Below are 19,003 nucleotides of genomic sequence, written 5' to 3'. Positions count from 1 at the left end.
GCGTCCGATAATCGGACGCTGTTGTCCGTTCCTTGTAGCGTCCCGTACATTCTTGTTCCGTGTCAACGCAGGTGCCCGCACTCCTCGACGGCCTGGTGGACGACGCTGCCGTCTTCCCACCGGGCAGCGCCGAGCTTCACGACGCGCTGACCGCCCACCGCCGGCACCGCGCCGCCTGGTACGCGGACATGGTCGGCCCACTGCTCGTCCCCGCCTCGACAGTCGCGGCCGGTGAGCTGAGCGGTCTCGTCGACCCGGGCGAGGGGCTGGTGATCGGCCTGATCGGTGACACCGGGATCGGGGCCCTACCGTTCGCGCTCTCGTTCCTGGCACCGGACGGTGTCACGGCCCGTCAGGTCGAGGTGGCGGTCGCCAAGCGCGGTGAGGATCCGCTGCCCGGCGTCGCCGAGTTGCTGCGGCTGACCGACGATCTGCCGGGCGTGGAGGCCGTCTACGCCGAACTGCCGCTGACCTTCGGACTGATGGGCGCGCTCGACGCACTGGCCGCCGCCCGCGCCGACGGGGTGCCCATCGCCGCCAAGTTCCGCACCGGCGGCCTGGCAGCCGAGCTCTTCCCCACCCCCGCCGAGCTGGCCGCCGTGATCTGCGCCTGCCGGGACCGGGAGCTACCGTTCAAGCTCACCGCGGGGCTGCACCAGGCCGTCCGGCACCTCGACCCGCAGACCGGCTTCACCCACCACGGCTACGCCAACGTGCTGGCCGCGACGCTGGCGGCCGCCGCCGGGGAGAGCGTCGGTACGGTCGCCGAGCTGCTGACAGTGCTCGACCCGCGCCCGCTGCTGGAGCGTGCCACCGTGGGGCTGGACGCGCCGCGTCCGCTCTGGGTCGGCTTCGGCTCGTGCAGCATCCTTGAACCACTTACCGATCTGATCCGGCTGGGGCTGGTGAACGGGGGCTACGACGCATGACCTGGGTGACAGGCGTTGACGGTTCGCCGTACGGGGTGACGAACCTGCCGTACGGGGTGTTCCGAACCGACGGGGGGCAGGCGCGCATCGGCGTACGGATCGGGTCGTGGGTGTTCGACCTGGCCGCAGCGGAGGCCGGTGAGCTGGTGCTGGCCGCCGGAGCGCTGGGTCGACCCACACTCAACGACTTCATGGCGCTCGGTCGTCCCCAGTGGACATCGGTGCGGCAGCGGATCACCGAGCTGCTGACCGACCCGGAGCACCGCGCCGCCGTGGAGCCGCTGCTGGTGCCCCTGGACGTGGTGGAGATGCTGCTCCCGTTCGAGGTCGCCGACTACGTCGACTTCTACTCCTCCGAGCACCACGCCTCGAACGTCGGGCAGATCTTCCGCCCCGGCCAGCCACCGCTGCTGCCCAACTGGAAGCACCTGCCGATCGGCTACCACGGGCGCGCCGGCACCGTCGTCGTCTCCGGCACGCCGGTGACCCGTCCGACAGGTCAGCGCGCGTCCGCCGAGGGCCCGATCACCGGCCCGTCGGTACGCCTCGACATCGAGGCCGAGGTCGGCTTCGTGGTCGGCGTACCCAGCGACCTGGGCGCGCGGGTCTCCGTCGACGACTTCGCCGACCACGTGTTCGGTGTGGTGCTTGTCAACGACTGGTCGGCCCGGGACATCCAGGCGTGGGAGTACCAGCCTCTCGGCCCGTTCCTCGGCAAGTCGTTCGCCACCTCCGTCTCGGCCTGGGTGACGCCGCTGGACGCGCTGGCCGAAGCCTTCGTGCCGGCCCCCGACCAGGACCCGCCGGTGGCCGCCTACCTGCGCGACGTACCGCACCTGGGCCTGGACCTTCGCCTGGCCGTCGAGTGGAACGGGGAACGGGTGAGCGAGCCGCCGTTCGCAGGCATGTACTGGACGCCGGCACAGCAGTTGGCGCACCTCACCGTCAACGGCGCGTCAGTGCGCACCGGCGATCTGTACGCCTCGGGCACCGTCTCCGGCCCCGACCGTACGCAGGTCGGCTCGTTCCTGGAGCTGACCTGGGGTGGGGCGGAACCGGCGAAGGTCGGCGCCGAGAGCCGCACCTTCCTCGCCGACGGCGACACGGTGACCATCACGGCCACGGCACCCGGCCCGGACGGCACCACGATCGCTCTCGGCGAGGTCACCGGAACGATCCACCCGGCCCGCTGAGCGGCCCCGGCAGCCGCGCCTTCGCGCCCTCGGCCCCGCCGTTCCGCCGCCCCGCCGCCTCGGCTCCGCGCCCTCGGCCCCGCCGCCCCGCCGCCTCGGCCCGTTGCCCTGGTGGCTGGCGCGCTGCTGTCTGGCGCGTTGGGCGTGTGGCTCGGGCCTGTCCGCCAAGCTCCCCCATCAACCTGCCTCGGCTCCTTTGCTCTGCTGCACTCCACGCAACGCTTGCGGCCCCTTTCTGTTGCGCCCGTTGAAGCAGAGCAAAGGTGGGTGAGTAGGGCCTTCTTCCCGCCCTGGCGGTGGTCCGATCCCCCGCCCATCGGGCCGTCTCACCGATGCGACTCGTGATCGCACCGGATGTGCGATCACCAAGCGTCGTTACCCCGTTGGTTGACGCGGATCATGTCGCCCCGCCGACCGGTACGCATCGGGTCTCCGCCCTTTCGCCGGCGGTGGGGCAACCCATCGCACACGGAGGTAACGACGATGCACGATCTTGCGGGAGCGATCTGGCGTACCAGCAGCCGCTCAAATGACCAGGGACTCTGCGTGGAGGTGGCGGACAACCTGGTCGACGCCCTCGGCGTAGTCGGGGTTCGCGACTCCAAGGACCAGTCCGGTCCCACACTGGCCGTCAGCCCGCCGGGGTGGACAGCGTTCATCGGCGGCATCCGGGACGGTCGCTTCGACCGCTGACCGGCGCGCCGGCACCGGTCGACGACCGGTACCCGGCGAATGCCGAAACGGACAGCGTGGCCTCCGGGCGGTGGAAATTCCGTCCCGGGGGCCTCGTCCGGCCCTCACCGCGCGTACCGTCGACGACACGGGAGGGTGGCATGTCGACGGTGACGGTTTCCGGGCTCATCGAGGCGCACGCTGTCGATGTCTGGCGCCTGCTGACCGACCTGCCCGGCCGGGCGGCGCGGCCGACGGTTGCCGGGCCGGTCGAGCTGCTCACCCCGGGTCCGTTCGGGCCGGGCACCGCCTGGCGTGAGGAGCGCGCCCAGCCGGGCGGCGGCACGCTCATCGAGGAGTTCCTGGTGGTGGAGGCGCTCGCCCCGCAGCGACTGGTGCTCTGCTCCTCCGGCGCCGGTGCCGACTACCGCATCACCTGGACTCTGCGGCCGGTCCGCCGTCGCCGCCGGACTCGTACCGCGGTCACCATCACCCAGGAAGCGGTGCCGACCGACCCGTACGGCCGGGTGGTGGCGCTGCTGCTCGGCGGGCTCGCCGCTCGGGCGGTGGAGGTGGCCCTCCGGCGTGACCTCGCCGACCTGGCCGTGGCGGCACGTGCGACAGGCTCGGCCGAAGCCGCCTGACCGCTGACCGGCAGCCGGCGGTCGGTCTCCGGCAGCCGAAGGCCGGCCTGGCAGCCGAGAGCCGGCACCGCCCGCGATCGGCGCGACCGTGCGACCTGACCGGCGTTTGGCAGGTTCCGCTGGGTAGGGTGCCGGGCGGAGGTGCGGCATGGGGTTCCCGAGAGGTCGGCGACGGTTCGCGTTGGCGGTGGTGGCGTTGCTCGCCACGGCGGCCACCGCGGTCATCGTCCACCGGGTGCTCGCGCCGGCCGAGGTGAGCACTGTGGCGAGGGGTGAATATCCGGCCGCGGCCCAACCGGCCGTCGGCGTGATCGGTCGGCTGCCGGTCGCCCCGCTGATCGTGGACGAAAGACTGCGGGTGTACGCCGCACACCGCCAGGTCTATGCCGATCGGCCGGTCGACGGGCGGCACCGCACCAGCCCCTACTGGTCGTACCGGCGGTGGCCGGCGGAACTCACCGGGGTGGTGGCCAGCGGCAGCACGGTGGTCAGCCGCTGGTCGGACGGCCAACTGGTCGCGCTGGACGCACCCACCGGGCGGGTGCTGTGGCGGGCCGACGGTCCGGTGCCCGCCAAGAGCCCGGCGGTGGTGCGGCGGACCGGAGCCGCCACGGTCTGGGAGCCGCGCGGGCTCTACCTCACCGACCTCGCAGACGGCCGTACGGTGCTGGTGGCCACCGGCGACACCCAGGCCGGTGCCGTGGAGGTGAACGGCGGACGGGAACTGTGGCGGGTCGACCTGCCCGGCAGTTGCCGTCGTGACATCGGCACCACCGCGTCCGGGCAGTTGATCGGTCTGGACGGCTGCGCCGGCCCGGCCACAGTCGAGTTCCGGGACGCGGCGACGGGCGCGGTGGGTACGCGCTGGCGCCCGCCGGGCGGCTCGGACGAGTTGGTGGCGACTCCGCTCGGTTGCCGTACCGGCCGTTCGGACTGTTCGGGGCTGCGCACTGCCGGGCCCGGGGACGCGGGAGGTCGGGGCTGGCTGCTGGGCGCTGGCGAGCCGCTTGCGGCTCCCGCGCTGGACCCGGCTGGTGCCACGCTTGTCGGCGAGCAGGCCGTCACAATTGTCGACGACGGCGTGGCGGTGGGTCGCTCGGCGCGCGACGGCATCGAGTTGTGGCGGTCGCCGGCGCTCGGATCGGCGCGGGTGCTCGCGGCGCAGCCCGGCCTGGTGCACCTGCTGACCGAGGCGAACGACCTGGTGACACTGGATCCGGTGACCGGCAGGCAGCTGTCCCGTTTTTCGATGAACGTCGGCTCCGATGGCACGGGCTGGGCGCCCGGTGCGGTGTTCGCCGAGGACGGCTACGTCGCCGTGGAGCGGCTCCGGAAGCCGGTCGATCCGGAGGGCGACGACCAGCGCTACTACCTGACGGCCGAGGCTGTGATCCTGGCAGCCACTCGCCCTTGATAACCGAACCTTCCCGCGCTCTGTCCGAGAAAGACGCATCGACCTGCTCGCGGCGCTTTCACCGCCCGGCCGCGACGCGTTCCCGGCGCTGCCCGGCAGGGTGCCGGCGGAGGCGGAACGCCAGCACGAGACCGGCGCTCAGCAGTACGACCACGATGCCCGCACCGATGCTCCAGGCCGACACCACCCGGGACACGACGCTGGCGCGTGTGCCGACCTGACCGGGGTCGGGGAACTGGACCTGCACTGTGACGCTGCGCTTCACCAGGCCGCTCTCCAGGTTCACCTCGGCCTTCCACGGGCCGTTCGGCAGCTCGACCGGCAACCGGGCGATGACCTGCCCGGAGTGCCCCGGCGCCAGCGTGACGCCCTGCTGGATCGGGAACGGTCCGGCCTGGCTGCCGGCCGGCCCGTCGGTCAGGGTGACCGTGCCGGTGAGGTCGACGGCGCGACCGCCGGTGTTGGTGACCTGGGCGGTGATCGACGGTTCGCCCTCCGGGCCACGGGCCGGGTGTATGTCGCCGATCGTGAAGTCGGAGGCCGGTTCGCCGCCGGGGCCGATGTCGAGATACATCCGGACGCCGACCCGGTGGACCTGCTTGATCTCGCCGGTGGCACTGGACGCGGAGGCGGTGGCTCTGGGCGCGGAGGCGGTGGCCGCCCAGAGCACGCCGTACCGCTCGCCGGGTGAGGCGTCCGGCGGCACAGTGATTGTCGCCCGGACCCGAGCTTGACCCCAGGGCTCCAGCGTGAACGCGGCGCGGTCGAGGGTGATCCAGGAGGTCAGCTCGTTGGCTTCGCGGTCTCCGCCGAACTGGAAGGCCGAATCGTTCAGGGTCGCCGCGGCCGGGTACACGTCGATGTGGCGGGTTCCGGCTGTTCGGTTGACGATCAGCAGTTGCCGTTTGATTGTCGTTCCCGGCGGTAGGTGGTCGACGATGTAGCGCAGCGCCCGGGGGTCGGTGCGACGGTCGGTCGGGGCCTCCAGTAACCGGATCCCGATGCTGCCCTCGTCCGACGCCGGCTCGGCCGCGCCGGCCCGGGTCCACTGACCCGGACCGGCGAGGCAGAACAGGGCGAGCGCGACCGCGATGGTCGACCGCCCCCGGCGACTACGCCACCGAATGTGTCACCGTGCCGGTGTAGACGCCCGCGATGCTGTCCAGCGGGACGTTGACTACGAGGGTGGGGTTCCAGGTGGCGCTGTTGCCGCCGGTCCCGCCGGAGTGGGTGAACGCGGTGAGCTGGGTGCCGCTGGACAGCGCTGCTGCGTCGCCGGCGGTGGCCTGCCCAGGTGTGAAGGTGCCGTTGCCGCTCGTCGCCGTCGCGGCGCCGGACCAGTAGTCGATCTCCTCGGGGAGGACCGTCTCGGCTGGGGAACCGCCGCCGGCCTGGAAGACCGTGGCCGTCACCGAGGCGGTCCAGGAGGCGTCGTCGGAGGCCCGGGAGTCGGTGACTGTCACGTCGCCGAGCTGGCTGGTGATGGTGCCACCGGGGGCGCCGGAGCCCAGATCGGCGGTGGTGGGCGCAACGACGTCGAGCGTGCCGGCGAGTACCTCGAAGGTGGTCGTCGTGGTGTCGTCGGGCGCGGCGGCGGCCGGCGCGGCGAGGAAGCCCACCATCGCGGCGGCGGCCGCTGCGGCGAGACAGGTCTTGGCTGTACGCACTGTTCGTTACCCCGTTTCTCGAAGTGAGCCGGCGTGCGTCCTCGGCACGACCGGCTTACTTCGGAAGTTAGGGCAGAAACTACGCAGACCCCCGCAAACAACGCTTATGTCGCATATCGGTCAGTTGGTCAGGCCAGTGCCGTCTCCGCGACCGCGAGGAAGGCGTCGTTCTCGGCCGGCGTGCCGATGGTGACCCGGACCCCGTCGCCGGGGAACGGTCGGACGATCACGCCGCGCGCCTCGCACGACTTGCCGAACGCCACGGCCCGGTCGCCCAGCGGCAGCCAGACGAAGTTGGCCTGGCTGGCCGGCACGTCCGGCACGAACTTGCGCAGCGCCTCGGTGACCCGGTCCCGTTCGGCGATGACCAGCGCGCAGCGGCGCTCCATCTCGCTGACCTGAGTCAGCGCGGCGAGCGCCCCGGCCTGGGCGGCAGTGCTTGTGGAGAAGGGGGTCGCCACCTTGCGGATCGCCGCTGCCACCGCCGGCTGGGCGACCAGCCAGCCGATCCGCAGCCCGGCCAGGCCCCACGCCTTCGACAGCGTGCGCAGCACCGCGACATTCGGCCGGTCCAGGTAGTCGAGGCCGTCCGGCACCTCGGGGTCGGTGACGAACTCCCGGTACGCCTCGTCGATGACCACCAGCACGTCGTCTGGCATCGCGTCGAGGAACCGGTCCAGCTCGGCCCGGCGTACCGCAGTGCCCGTGGGGTTGTTCGGGTTGCAGACCAGGACCATCCGGGTCCGGTCGGTCACCGCCGCCGCCATGGCCGCCAGGTCGTGCCCGTGCCCGGCGTCGTTGGGCACCCGCACGCTTGTCGCGCCGCTGGTCGCCGCGATGATCGGGTACGCCTCGAACGACCGCCACGAGTAGAGCACCTCGTCGCCGGGCAGGCAGGTGGCCCGGACGAGGTGCTCGGCGAGCGCCACCGACCCGCAGCCGGTGGCGATCCGGTCGGCGTCCACCCCGTACCGCTCGGCGAGCGCGTCGCGCAGTGCCACGACGCCCATGTCCGGGTAGCGGTGCGAAGCGGTGATCGCCTCGGTGACCGCCTCGACGACGCCGGGCAGCGGCCCGTATGGCACCTCGTTGCTGGCCAGCTTGATCGCCTCCGGCAGGCCCAGTTCGCGAGCCAGGTCGGCGGGGCTGCGCCCGGGAACGTAGTTGGGCAGCGCGTCCAGGTCGGCGCGGGTCAGGCGCAGCGCCGGCTCGTGGCGTCCGGGATCGGTCATGGGGTGTCTCCCGAGGGCTGGGGGTCGTCGTCAGGGGTGGCGGAGTCGGTGGGGTCGGGGACTTGAACGACCACCGTCTGCGCGCGCTTGTCGTGCAGCGCCTGGCGGAGCGGATGGTCGAAGAGCGGGGAGAGCGCGCCGACCAGTTGCAGCACCAGGCCGAGGCCGGCGCAGTACCAGAGCAGGGTAGGCAGGCCCATCGTGCTCCACCGGCTGAACGCCCGACCGAGGCCCAGCGGTTGGTCGGCGGCGAGCGGCACCGCGCGGATCCGCATGACGCGCTTGCCGAAGGTCTGCCCGTTGGCGGCCATCGATGGCACCTCGTACGCCAGCCAGAGCGCCGCGGCGATCATGACGATCACCAACTGGAGGAGCCCGGTCTGCTCGCTGATCGGCGGCATCCCCTCGGTGGAGGTGTTGCCTTCCAGGCCGCGCCGGAACGCCTCCCGCCAGTACGGCAGCATCTCGCTCAGCCACCGCCAGACGAACCAGCCGTTGACCACCGCGTTCAAGGCGAAGACGATGCCGAAGTCGATCAGCCGGGCGGTGAACCGGCGGCCGTAGCCGGCCAGCGGCAGCCCGTGCGGACGCGGCTCGGGTGGCCGGCCGTTCCAGCCGGGCGGCGCACCGGTCGGCGCCCAACCGGGAGGGCCGGCCTGCGGCGTCCAACCGGGCGGCGGGCCTGCCGGCGTCCAGCCCGGGGGGCCAGCCTGCGGAGGTGTCCAGCCGGGAGGGCCGGCCTGGGGTGTCCACCCCGACGGGCCGGCCTGCGGCGTCCAGCCGGGCGGGCCGGACGGTGGCGTCCAGCTTGAGCCCTGGCCGGCCTGCGGGTCGTGCCCCGGCTGCGGTGTCGCGCCGGGCTGTGATGTCGTGCCGGACTGCGGCGGCCAGCCCTGCGCGCCGGTCACCTCGTTGGTCGCGGCGGGCGCGCCCTGGGTGGCCGGCACGGGAGGCGGCTCGACCGGGGGCGGCCCGTCCGGCGGGGTGGCGTCGACGGGGATGGGCGCGCCGAGCCAACCCTCGCCGTCCCAGTACCGCCTGGTTTCGGGGTCGGCGGGGTCGACGTACCAGCCGGGCTGCACGCTCACGCCGCCGCTCCGCTTCGTCGCGCGCCGGAGGTAGGCGCCACGCTACTGAGCCTGATGGGTCGCTCGCTGTGCTTACTCACGAGGCAACCTTAACGACGACGGTTCCGGCGAACTTGTCGTGGAGGCACTGCTGCCAGGGCTTGTCCCAGAGCTGCCAGAACCCGTCGGCGTAGCTCACGCCCGGGATCATCGTGGCCGCCAGGTACTGCACGAGCCACCGCCGGCCGGCCATCCGCCGGTCGAGCGTGCCGTTCGGATCGAGCGGCACCACACGCAGCTTCATGATCTTCTTGCCCAGCGTCTCGCCGCCGCGCTTGAGGTACTCCACGTGGTAGAGCCAGTAGATCCCGAGCATCAGGACGAGCAGCACCAACTGCAGCAGCAGGATCGGAACGAGGAAGTCGGTGAGGAATGTGAAAGGGGTGGGCTCCACGAAGGTGCCGTCCGGGTTGACCCGGGTCATCTCGGCGAATATCCACCACCAGAGAGCCAGGAAGGCCGGCATGAACAGCACCATCGCCACGACACTCACCAGCGCCGTGTCGATGATCCAGGCGATCAGCCGGTCGCCGAAGCTGGCCAGCGGCTGCCCGGCCGGGCTGAGCGCCGGAGGGGCGACCGGCCACTGCGGCTGCGGGTACCCGGGCGGGGCGTACTGCGGCGGCACGGCGTACCTGTGGGGGATCTGTCCAGGTGGCGGCGCGAAGCCGCCGGCGGCGGGCGGGGGCCCACCGGCCGGCGGCGTCGGGTACGTCGGAGGCTGCGTCACGCTCGCAAGTGTTACAGGTTGCCGCGCGCTTCCTGCTCCCGCTCGATTGCCTGGAAGAGCGCCTTGAAGTTGCCCTTGCCGAAGCCGAGCGAGCCGTGCCGCTCGATCAGCTCGAAGAAGACAGTCGGGCGGTCCTGCACCGGCTTGGTGAAGATCTGCAGCAGGTAGCCGTCCTCGTCGCGGTCGACCAGGATCTTGCGGGCCTTCAGCTCCTCGATCGGCACCCGGACGTTGCCGATGCGGGCACGCAGCTCCGGGTCCTCGTAGTACGAGTCCGGGGTGTCCAGGAACTCCACACCCGCGGCCCGCATCGCGTCGACGCTGGCCAGGATGTCGTTGGTGGCGACGGCGATGTGCTGGGCGCCGGGGCCCTGGTAGAACTCCAGGTACTCGTCGATCTGCGACTTCTTGCGGGCGATGGCCGGCTCGTTGAGCGGGAACTTCACCTTGCGGGTGCCGTTGGCCACGACCTTGCTCATCAGCGCCGAGTAGTCGGTGGCGATGTCGTCGCCGATGAACTCCGCCATGTTGGAGAAGCCCATGACCCGCTTGTAGAACTCCACCCACTCGTCCATCCGGCCCAGCTCCACGTTGCCGACCACATGGTCGACGGCCTGGAAGAAGCGCTTCGGCTGGATGCCAGCGGCGATCATCGGCTGGCGGTCCACGATCGGGCCGCGGGCCACGAAGCCGGGCAGGAACGGGCCGGTGTAGCGGGACCTGTCGACGAGCGTGTGCCGGGTGTCGCCGTACGCGGCGATGGAGGCCATCCGGACGGTGCCGTGCTCGTCGCTCACCTCGTGCGGCTCGACGAGGCCGGTGGCCCCCTGCGCGACGGCGTGCGCGTACGCGGCGTCGACGTCCGGCACCTCCAGCGCGATGTCGCTGACCCCGTCGCTGTGCCGGGCCACGTGCTCGGCGCCGTCGGCGTCGGGACGCACCGCGCCGGTAAGCACGAACCGGGCCGAGCCGCTGGTCAGCACGTACTGGGCGTGGTCCCGGTAGCCCTGCTCGGGGCCGCGGTACGCCACGCAGGTCATGCCGAACGCCGTGGAGTAGTAGTGCGCGGCCTGCTTGGCGTTGCCGACCAGGAAGTGCACGTGGTCCAAACCACGCACCGGGAACGGGTCGTGGCTGATGTCGTGGTCGACAGCGCCGACGAGCTGGTCGATGTCGACGTCCTCGGTCGACTGGGGTCGGTCGATCGCCTGGGTCATGGTGGCCTCCCTCGCGTACCGGCCGGCCTCGTGGGCCGCCGTGGTCTCTGTCTTGTGGCGAGGATCGCGGTGTGGGCCATGGCTGGGCAACCGTTGCGATAAATGCTGGTCAGGTTGCGCATTCGGTATGGTGTCGACCCATGAATGGTGAGCAGAATGTACAGCTCGACGTGCTCGACGTTCGGTTGATCGAATTGCTCACCGAGGAGCCGAGGATCGGCGTGCTGGAGTGCTCCCGCCGACTCGGCGTCGCCCGGGGCACCGTGCAGGCACGGCTCGACAAGCTCGTCGACCGGGCCGTCATCGGCGGCTTCGGTCCCGAGATCTCACCGGCGGCGATCGGGTTCGGGGTGACCAGTTTCGTCACCCTGGAGATCAGCCAGCGGCACGGCCACGACCCGGTCACCGCGCACCTGGCGGCGATCCCCGAGGTGTTGGAGGCGCACACCATCACCGGCTCCAGCGACCTGCTGTGCCGGATCGTGGCCCGCTCCAACACGGACCTCCAGCGGGTCATCGACCAGATCGTGTCCTCCGCCGGGATAACCCGCGCCTCGACGATCATCGCGCTGGCCGAGCAGATTCCCTACCGCACGCTTCCGCTGGTGCGCAGCGCCGTCCGCACCGAGGGACGATCCACCGCGTAACACCTCCGGGCCCAGAAAGCGCGGCGACACGGCGGCGCGGGCGTACGGAAGATCCGTGATCGTGGCTACGGTGTGCGGTGTGGCGAAGGGGAGCGTGCGCGGTGGGCTGCTTGTCGGCCTCGCCGTGGTCGTGGCCCTCGCCGCCACCGGCGTGTGGAACCCGTTTCCGGCCATCTGGGACTGGGTGGACCGCAGCGAGCCCATCTCCGAGCCGGACGTCGTCTGGCAGCAGCGGGTCGGTGGCACCCCGCGCAGCGTGACAATCGCTGGCGACGCCGTCGTGGTCGAGCAGCGTACCCGGGTCGAGGCCCGCAGCCTCGCCACCGGCACCCAGCTCTGGGAGCGCAAGGCGGACTGGTCGGCGGTCGCCGGCGGTGACCGGGACCCGGTCGTCGCCGTGGGCAAGCTCCTGGTCAAGGGGTACGAGCTGCTCGACCCGACCACCGGCGCGACCCGGCGGCGCGACGACGACGCGGTGGCCGTGTGGACGTACCGCAACCTGCTGCTTGACGCCCGCTGCACGGATGCCACCGACTGCACCCTGAGCGCCTGGGACCCGCGCGGCACCAAGCCACTGTGGACGGCTTTCCTGCCCGGGGTGCACAGCGGTCTGCTCGCCGACAACCCGGGCCTGCGGGGCACCCGCCGGCTGACCGCCACCCGCATCGACGACGGGGTGGCCGGTCCCGAGCCGGTGCCACCGCTGCTCGGCTTCCCTGTCGACGGCCGCGTGCACGTCGTGGACACCGCCACCGGACGGGTGCTCCAGAACGTCGAGCCGGGTCGGGAGGAGCGGCTCTCCGTGGTGGGCGGCCGGATGCTGCGGATCGCCGCCCGATCCCAGGACGGCACCTGCTACTACGCCATCTCCGCCCGCGACCCGGCGACCGGGCAGGAGGCGTGGCAACGGGCTGGGGTCAACCTGCGGACCGCCGACTCCGCCGGCTGCGTGCAGCGCGAGGACCCGCAGGGGGCCCGGAACGTACTGATCGGGGTCGGCGCGGACGGCCGCGAGGCGGTCATCGACGGGTACGACGGGCGGCTGCTCTGGGTCGGCGACTCTGCCACGAAGCTGGTCGCTGTCGACGACCGCTACGCGGTGTTCCGCAGTGCCGACAAGCGCTCGGTGGTGTCCCGTGAGCTGGGCACCGACCGGGTGCTGTGGACCCGCTCGGCCAGCGCCAAGGCCGGCGCGGCGCTCACCCCGTACGCGGCGGTGCTCGGCGACGAGAAGCCGTCCCGCCTGGTCGCGGTGGACCCCCGCAGCGGTCGGGAGTTGGCAGTCCTGCGTACCTCCGCGAACGCCCTCGCGGTCGGCCCGCAAGGCATGGTCATCGGTGAGGGTCGGGAGATCGGGTACGTCCGCTTCGGCGCTACCGGCGGCGCCCCCGATCCACGCCCCGGCGACGGCGGCGTCCCCGGCCCGGGTGGCACCGGCCCAGGTGGCACCGGTCCCGGGGGGCCGGGCGACGACAGCACCTGCGGTCCGAAGAGGGAACTCTGCCCCGAAGGCAGCAAGGACGGCTGAGCCAGGCCCGCCGACCGGGCGTTAAGGCGTGGTGAAGGGCGGTATGACCGGACGTCGTCGGAGCCCGGCCGGCGCGGAGGATGAGAGCACCGTCCCAGCAGCAGCCCGGCGGGTGGGAATGATCGACCGGTCTGCCCTAGGCTTGCCGCTCATGAGCAGTGCCGCCGGATTCTCGTACGCCCCCCTCCTGCCGACCGGCCCCGACCAGACGGACTACCGCCTGATCACCGACGAGGGCGTGGACGTCGTGCACGGCCCGGGAGGCCGCCGGTTCCTCACCGTGGAGCCGGCCGCGTTCACCGCGCTGACCGCCGAGGCGATGCACGACATCGCACACTTCCTACGCCCGGCGCACCTGGCGCAGCTCCGCGCCATCATCGACGATCCGGCCGCGTCGCCGAACGACCGGTTCGTCGCGCTGGACCTGCTGCGCAACGCCAACATCGCCGCCGGTGGCGTCCTGCCGATGTGCCAGGACACCGGCACCGCCATCGTGATGGGCAAGCGCGGCCGGCACGTGCTTACCGACGGGACCGACGCCGAGGCCATCTCCAGGGGCGTCTACCAGGCGTACACCCGACTGAATCTGCGCTATTCGCAGTTGGCCCCGCTGACCATGTGGGACGAGCGCAACACCGGCAGCAACCTGCCCGCGCAGGTCGAGCTGTACGCCGAGGACCCGGACGGACACGCCGACGCGTACAAGTTCCTGTTCATGGCCAAGGGGGGTGGCTCGGCCAACAAGTCGTACCTCTACCAGGAGACGAAGGCGCTGCTCAACCCCACGCGGATGATGCAGTTCCTGGAGGAGAAGCTGCGGCTCATCGGCACGGCGGCGTGCCCGCCGTACCACCTGGCCGTCGTCATCGGCGGCACCTCCGCCGAGTACGCGCTGAAGACCGCCAAGTACGCCAGCGCCAAGTACCTCGACGCGCTGCCCACCTCCGGGTCGATGAGCGCGCACGGCTTCCGCGACCTGGAGCTGGAGGCGGAGGTGCTGGAGTTGACACGCAACTTCGGCATCGGCGCGCAGTTCGGCGGCCGGTACTTCTGCCACGACGTACGGGTGGTCCGGCTGCCCCGACACGGTGCTTCCTGCCCGGTGGCGATCGCCGTCTCCTGCTCGGCGGACCGCCAGGCTGTCGCCAAGATCACTCCGTCGGGTGTCTGGCTGGAGCGCCTGGAGACCGACCCGGCGCGTTTCCTGCCCGACGTCACCGAGGAGACGCTCGACTCCGAGACGGTCGTCCGGGTCGACCTGAACCGGCCGATGGACGAGATCCGCGCCGAGCTGTCCAAGTACCCGGTGAAGACCCGGCTGTCCCTGTCGGGCCCGCTGGTGGTGGCCCGCGACATCGCGCACGCCAAGATCGCCGAGCGGCTGGACGCGGGCGAGCCGATGCCGCAGTACCTGCGCGACCACGCGGTCTACTACGCGGGCCCGGCGAAGACCCCCGAGGGGTACGCGTCCGGCTCGTTCGGCCCGACCACCGCCGGCCGGATGGACGCCTACGTGGAGAAGTTCCAGGCCGCAGGCGGTTCACAGGTGATGCTGGCCAAGGGCAACCGGTCGGGTCAGGTGACCCGCTCCTGCCAGGAGCACGGTGGCTTCTATCTCGGCTCGATCGGTGGGCCGGCGGCCCGCCTCGCTCAGGACTGCATCCGGCACGTCGAGGTGCTCGAATACGCCGAGCTCGGCATGGAGGCGGTCTGGAAGATCGAGGTGGAGGACTTCCCCGCCTTCATCGTGGTCGACGACAAGGGCAACGACTTCTTCGCCGAGGTCACCAAGCCGGTGCTCACCGTCGGCCGCCGCTGACGACGCGTACGCGCAAAGGGGGTGCCGGGCAACGGCCCGGCGCCCCCTTCGTCGTCGGCGCCCCACCGACATCGGTGCGCGCAGCCCGCTCGGGTCGGACCCGCGCACCGCCCCCGTCGGTCCCCGTCAACATCGACCCGACGATCGTCCGACAGCCCGCCCTCGATTCGCTCTCACGTCACTATCGCAGCCGTGGACGGGTCGGTTCGGCGAGGTCATCGACGCGCCGCCCCGCTCGGGTGTTGCCAGAACGCGACGGACTTTCCGTTGTCGCACCTCGAATGACCTGGTACTGACTTGATCGACCGGCTTCATGGCGATGGGAACGACCTGTGGACGTGCAATTTCTGGTCCTGGGACCGGTGCGGGCCTTTGTGGACGGACAGGAAGTGGACCTGCCGCGGCGACAGGTCCGACTGCTGCTCGGTCTCCTGCTCCTCGAACCGTGCCAGCCGATTCCGGTGGACCGGCTGGCCCAACTCCTCACGGCGGACCGGCAGGTTTCGAACCCGAGGGGCACCGTGCAGACCGCCGCCGCCCGGCTACGCGGCTGCCTGGCAGCGGCCGGGTCGGCAGCCCAGCTGGTCCGGGAGGGGCAGAGCTACGCACTGCTGACCCAGCCCGAGCAGATCGACGCCCAGCGTTTTCGGACTCTGGCGGACCGCGCCCGCCACGAGCAGCAACCGGCCGAGCGTGCCCGGCACGGGCGGGAAGCCCTGGCACTGTGGCGGGACGACCCGCTGGCGGACGTCGCCTCGGACGAACTGCGACGCCGGGTCGGCAGGCCGTTGATCGAGATCCATCGGCAGCTTCTCGAACTGTGCGTCGCGGCCGACCTGCAGATGGGCCGCCACGAACAGGTGGTGGTCGAACTGACAAAGGTGACCGAGTCTCAGCCGCTCAACGAGCAGCTGATCAAGTTGCTCATGCTGGCGCTGTACCGGTCCGGGCGTCGACAGGACGCCCTGGCCGCATTCCGTCAGCACCGGACGTCGATCACCCGGGATCTGGGCCTTGATCCCGCCCCCGAGCTGCGCGACCTCGAGGTGGCGATAATCCGCGAAGACCCCGATCTGGATCTCCCGGCGGGCCCGCCCGGCGAACCTCGCACCATCTCGCCACCCACGCAGATCATCGACCAGGCGCCGGACGCGGGAGGGCAGATCCGGTTCGGCATCCTGGGACCGCTGCACGTCGGTGGCGGCGCGACCACCGTCACCGCCGGTCGCGACCGGATCGTGCTCGCCATGTTGCTGCTGCGCCCCGGTCGGCTGGTGCCGGGCGAGGAGTTGGTCGACGCGGTCTGGGAGGAGAACCCGCCGGCCACCGCCCGAGCCCAGTTGCAGACCTGCGTGTCGCGGCTGCGGGGGCGCTTCGCGGAGCTGGGGCTGGCGCCAGAAATCATCGCCACCGACCCGGTCGGCTACCGCATCCGCCTTGCCCCGGACGACCTGGACGCCGAGGTCTTCGCCCGAGGCGTCGAGTCCGCCCGCGCCGCCGCCGCAGCCGGCCGGTTGAGCGAAGCGGCCGAGCGGTTCCGCGCGGCCCTGGCGCTCTGGCGAGGGCCGGCGCTCGCCGGAATCCCGTGCCGCAGCGTCCGCCGCCGCGCGCAGACGCTCGACGAGCAGCGCCTGACCGCGCTGGAGGAGCGCGTCGACGTCGAGCTCCGCCTCGGGCGGGCCCTGGAGCTGATCGACGAACTCACCGAGAGCACCGATCAGCACCCGCTGCGGGAACGACTGCGTGGCCAGCTGATGCTCGCCCTGTCCTCGGTGGGGCGGCAGGCCGAGGCGCTGGCGGTCTACCGGGAGGGGCGGCGGTTCTGCGCCGAGGAGCTGGGCATCGAGCCGGGCGCCGAGTTGCAGGCGCTGCACCAGCGCGTACTCGCCGGTGACCTGGCCCTGGCCGGGCAGTCCCCTCGGCTGGTCGGCCCCCTCCGCTCGTTGCCCCGGGCGATCGGCGACTTCACCGGCCGGCAGGAGACGGTGGCCCGCCTCGTGAAGGAGGTGCGGGAAGGCGCCCGGATCCAGCTCATCGACGGGATGGCCGGCAGCGGTAAGACCACCCTCGCGGTGCACCTCGCCACCGCCCTCGCGGATGACTATCCCGACGCCCAGCTCTACATCGACCTGCACGGGCACAGCGAACGCACCCCGTTGACGCCGCCTGCGGCGGTGGCCACGCTCCTACGGCAGCTCGGTGTGCCCGCGGATCGGGTGCCGGGGAACCCGGAGGACCGGTTGGCGCTCTGGCGTACCGAGTTGGCTGACCGGCGTGCGCTCGTGGTGTTGGACAACGCCGCCACCGCCGATCAGGTGACACCGCTGCTGCCCAACAGCTCGCAGTGCCTGACGCTGATCACCAGCCGCCGTCGACTCGTCGGGGTGGACGAGGGGCGGCCGTCGTCGCTTCCGGTGCTCGACCCCGACGAGGCGGTCGAACTGCTCGGGCGGGTGGTCGGCGTGGAGCGGGTCGCGGCAGAGCCGGAGGCCGCCATCGAGGTGGTCCGCCGCTGCGGTCACCTGCCCTTGGCCATCCGGCTGGCCGGTGCCCGGCTGGCCCACCGCCCTCGTTGGCGGATCGCCGACCTGGCCGAGCGACTGACCTCGCGGCCGGATCCGTTGGCCGAGTTCGAGGCGGGCGATCGGTCCGTCGGCCGCGCCTTCGCCCTGTCGTACGCGCAGGTGTCGTCCGCCGCGCAGCGCGCGTTCCGGCTGCTGGGCGTGCACCCGGGCGTGCGGTTCGACAGCGTGGTCGCCGCCGCTCTTCTGGAGCTGTCGGTATCCGATGCGCAGGGCCTGCTGGACGAACTCGTCGACGCGAATCTGGTTGATGAGGGGGGGCCCGGCCGGTACCGACTGCACGACCTGATGCGGGAGTACGCGCGGACGTTGGTCGCCGCGCCGGAACGCGCGGTCGAGCGGCGGGACGGCATCGAACGTCTGCTCGACCATCACCTGCAGGTCGGCGCGGTGATCGCCCGGAAGAGGGAAGTCTCCAGCAGATGGAACCTGACGCTGCTGCCCGAGCCGACCCGTGCCGACCTGGTCGGTTTGGCCGCCGAGCAGGGCCGAGCCTGGTTCGACGAGAACGTGGCCGATCTGACCGCCCTGGTCCGGCTGGCGTACGCCGAGGGTTTCCGCAGCCACTGTTGGCAGCTTGCCCGGGCCTGCTGGCACGCTCAGTACGATGGCGGCCACCTGGAGGAGTTGATCGAGACGCACACCCTCGGCCTGAGCGCCGCCGAGGAACTGGGCGACGACGCGGGCACGAGAATGATGCTGAACTACCTCGCGTCGGGCTACTTCCGGATGGGCCGCCTGTCGGAGTCGATCCGCCTCATGGAGCAGGCGGTCGGCGTGTACCGCAGACTCGGGCTGCGTCGCGAGGTGTGCAACGCCCTGGGCAATCTGGGCGCCGTGTACGGCCTGAACGGTGACTACCGCCGTAGCCGTGAGTGCTATGACGAATCTTTGGCGCTGGCGCGACGCCTACAGGCGTTGGGGGAGCTCACGAGCGGGCTCAACAACCTGTCGATCACCCTGCTGTTTCACGGCCAGTTGGACGAGGCGCTGGTCATCTGCCGGCGGAACCTGTTCCTGACCCGGGAGACCGGCGACGTGCGCCAGTTCGGCAGGGCCCTGGGGCACCTGGGCATGATCCGGCACCGGATGGGGGACGTGGAGCCGGCGCGTCGGTTACTGCGGCATGCGCTGCGCCTCAGGCGGCAGGAGGGCGCCCGGGCCGGCGAGGGTGAGGTGCTCAACGAGATCGCGATGATGGAACGGGAGGCCGGCCGTCCGGAGCGCGCCGCCGACCTGCACCGCAAGGCCCTGGTCGCGATGACCGAGGCGGGGGACCGGATCGAGCAGTGCACCTCGCGCAACCTGCTGGCCAGGGCGATCCGGGCACAGGGCGACGCGACAAGCGCGCTCGACCTGTATCGGCGGGTGCTCGCGGACGCCACCGGGCTGGGCGCCCGCTACGAGCAGGCCCAGGCGTTGGCGGGCATCGCCCGCTGTGTGCGCGGCACCGACCCGGCGGCGGCCCGCACCCATCTGCTCCGGGCGCTGGCCCTGCTTCAGCAAGTCGAGTCGCCGGACCGGCACGAGGTGGAGCGGCTCTTGGCCGAGCTGGGCTGAGGGCCGTGCCACTTTCCCTGCACACCGGCGGGTGGCGCGGCA

Annotated in this window: 15 protein-coding genes and 1 pseudogene; 10 read left to right on the top strand and 6 right to left on the bottom strand. The window is 71.8% G+C overall.

The window, feature by feature from the left end:
- Nucleotides 1-59 precede the first annotated feature (59 nt).
- From ADK66_RS12230 to ADK66_RS12210, 5 genes are all read left to right on the top strand, one after another.
- Complete coding sequence (locus tag ADK66_RS12230; RefSeq protein WP_053654707.1) at nt 60-929, top strand: hypothetical protein; 870 nt, start codon at nt 60-62, stop codon at nt 927-929.
- Nucleotides 926-2,122 (top strand): fumarylacetoacetase, encoded by a 1,197-nt coding sequence (gene fahA, locus ADK66_RS12225; RefSeq protein ID WP_053654705.1) that lies wholly within the window; start codon nt 926-928, stop codon nt 2,120-2,122. The genes ADK66_RS12230 and fahA overlap by 4 nt, the downstream gene beginning before the upstream one ends.
- Nucleotides 2,123-2,605: 483 nt before the next feature.
- Nucleotides 2,606-2,815, top strand: coding sequence for a DUF397 domain-containing protein (locus ADK66_RS12220; protein WP_053654704.1), 210 nt, complete (start codon nt 2,606-2,608; stop codon nt 2,813-2,815).
- A 140-nt stretch (nt 2,816-2,955) separates the two neighbouring features.
- Complete coding sequence (locus ADK66_RS12215) at nt 2,956-3,438, top strand: SRPBCC family protein (protein WP_053654702.1); 483 nt, start codon at nt 2,956-2,958, stop codon at nt 3,436-3,438.
- 148 nt (nt 3,439-3,586) lie between these two features.
- Nucleotides 3,587-4,852, top strand: a complete 1,266-nt coding sequence (locus ADK66_RS12210; protein ID WP_053654700.1) for a PQQ-binding-like beta-propeller repeat protein — start codon at nt 3,587-3,589, stop codon at nt 4,850-4,852.
- Between the two features lie 58 nt (nt 4,853-4,910).
- On the opposite strand, the gene ADK66_RS12205 is transcribed toward ADK66_RS12210, so the two are convergent.
- From ADK66_RS12205 to hppD, 6 genes are all read right to left on the bottom strand, one after another.
- Nucleotides 4,911-5,708: a hypothetical protein gene (locus ADK66_RS12205; protein ID WP_053654698.1), complete on the bottom strand. Its 798-nt coding sequence runs from the start codon at nt 5,706-5,708 to the stop codon at nt 4,911-4,913.
- 256 nt (nt 5,709-5,964) lie between these two features.
- The gene (locus ADK66_RS12200) at nt 5,965-6,519 is read right to left on the bottom strand and encodes a hypothetical protein (RefSeq protein ID WP_082377408.1); all 555 of its coding nucleotides are present in this window, start codon (nt 6,517-6,519) and stop codon (nt 5,965-5,967) included.
- Between the two features lie 128 nt (nt 6,520-6,647).
- Nucleotides 6,648-7,751, bottom strand: a complete 1,104-nt coding sequence (gene hisC / locus ADK66_RS12195) for a histidinol-phosphate transaminase (protein WP_053654696.1) — start codon at nt 7,749-7,751, stop codon at nt 6,648-6,650.
- Nucleotides 7,748-8,839, bottom strand: a complete 1,092-nt coding sequence (locus ADK66_RS12190; RefSeq protein WP_053654695.1) for an RDD family protein — start codon at nt 8,837-8,839, stop codon at nt 7,748-7,750. The genes hisC and ADK66_RS12190 overlap by 4 nt, the downstream gene beginning before the upstream one ends.
- Nucleotides 8,840-8,915: 76 nt before the next feature.
- Complete coding sequence (locus ADK66_RS12185) at nt 8,916-9,608, bottom strand: RDD family protein (protein WP_053654455.1); 693 nt, start codon at nt 9,606-9,608, stop codon at nt 8,916-8,918.
- Nucleotides 9,609-9,619: 11 nt separating this feature from the next.
- The gene (hppD, locus tag ADK66_RS12180) at nt 9,620-10,825 is read right to left on the bottom strand and encodes a 4-hydroxyphenylpyruvate dioxygenase (RefSeq protein ID WP_053654453.1); all 1,206 of its coding nucleotides are present in this window, start codon (nt 10,823-10,825) and stop codon (nt 9,620-9,622) included.
- A 140-nt stretch (nt 10,826-10,965) separates the two neighbouring features.
- Here hppD and ADK66_RS12175 point away from each other — a divergent pair, with 140 nt between their 5' ends.
- The 5 genes and pseudogenes from ADK66_RS12175 to ADK66_RS12160 all read left to right on the top strand — a co-directional run bounded on the left by ADK66_RS12175 (nt 10,966) and on the right by ADK66_RS12160 (nt 18,961).
- On the top strand, nt 10,966-11,472 hold the full coding sequence (locus ADK66_RS12175) for an Lrp/AsnC family transcriptional regulator (protein WP_053654450.1): 507 nt from the start codon (nt 10,966-10,968) through the stop codon (nt 11,470-11,472).
- A 70-nt stretch (nt 11,473-11,542) separates the two neighbouring features.
- Nucleotides 11,543-13,000 (top strand): PQQ-binding-like beta-propeller repeat protein, encoded by a 1,458-nt coding sequence (locus ADK66_RS12170; RefSeq protein WP_082377430.1) that lies wholly within the window; start codon nt 11,543-11,545, stop codon nt 12,998-13,000.
- Nucleotides 13,001-13,151: 151 nt separating this feature from the next.
- On the top strand, nt 13,152-14,819 hold the full coding sequence (locus tag ADK66_RS12165) for a fumarate hydratase (protein WP_053654448.1): 1,668 nt from the start codon (nt 13,152-13,154) through the stop codon (nt 14,817-14,819).
- A gap of 332 nt (nt 14,820-15,151) precedes the next feature.
- A pseudogene (locus tag ADK66_RS32285) lies at nt 15,152-15,862 on the top strand (BTAD domain-containing putative transcriptional regulator); the annotation flags it as partial.
- A gap of 120 nt (nt 15,863-15,982) precedes the next feature.
- Nucleotides 15,983-18,961: a BTAD domain-containing putative transcriptional regulator gene (locus tag ADK66_RS12160; RefSeq protein ID WP_053655042.1), complete on the top strand. Its 2,979-nt coding sequence runs from the start codon at nt 15,983-15,985 to the stop codon at nt 18,959-18,961.
- The last annotated feature ends 42 nt before the right edge of the window (nt 18,962-19,003 follow it).

The sequence above is a fragment of the Micromonospora sp. NRRL B-16802 genome (assembly GCF_001279555.1).
Taxonomy (GTDB): Bacteria; Actinomycetota; Actinomycetes; order Mycobacteriales; family Micromonosporaceae; genus Micromonospora; species Micromonospora profundi.
Note: the sequence above shows the minus strand (reverse complement) of the source record. Positions and strands in the feature narration are given on the sequence as shown.

Coding starts and splice junctions, on each gene's coding strand:
- fahA (WP_053654705.1), top strand. CDS start 926: ATGACCTGGGTGACAGGCGTTGACGGTTCGCCGTACGGGGTGACGAAC.
- ADK66_RS12175 (WP_053654450.1), top strand. CDS start 10,966: ATGAATGGTGAGCAGAATGTACAGCTCGACGTGCTCGACGTTCGGTTG.
- hppD (WP_053654453.1), bottom strand. CDS start 10,825: ATGACCCAGGCGATCGACCGACCCCAGTCGACCGAGGACGTCGACATC.
- ADK66_RS12165 (WP_053654448.1), top strand. CDS start 13,152: ATGAGCAGTGCCGCCGGATTCTCGTACGCCCCCCTCCTGCCGACCGGC.
- hisC (WP_053654696.1), bottom strand. CDS start 7,751: ATGACCGATCCCGGACGCCACGAGCCGGCGCTGCGCCTGACCCGCGCC.
- ADK66_RS12220 (WP_053654704.1), top strand. CDS start 2,606: ATGCACGATCTTGCGGGAGCGATCTGGCGTACCAGCAGCCGCTCAAAT.
- ADK66_RS12215 (WP_053654702.1), top strand. CDS start 2,956: ATGTCGACGGTGACGGTTTCCGGGCTCATCGAGGCGCACGCTGTCGAT.
- ADK66_RS12210 (WP_053654700.1), top strand. CDS start 3,587: ATGGGGTTCCCGAGAGGTCGGCGACGGTTCGCGTTGGCGGTGGTGGCG.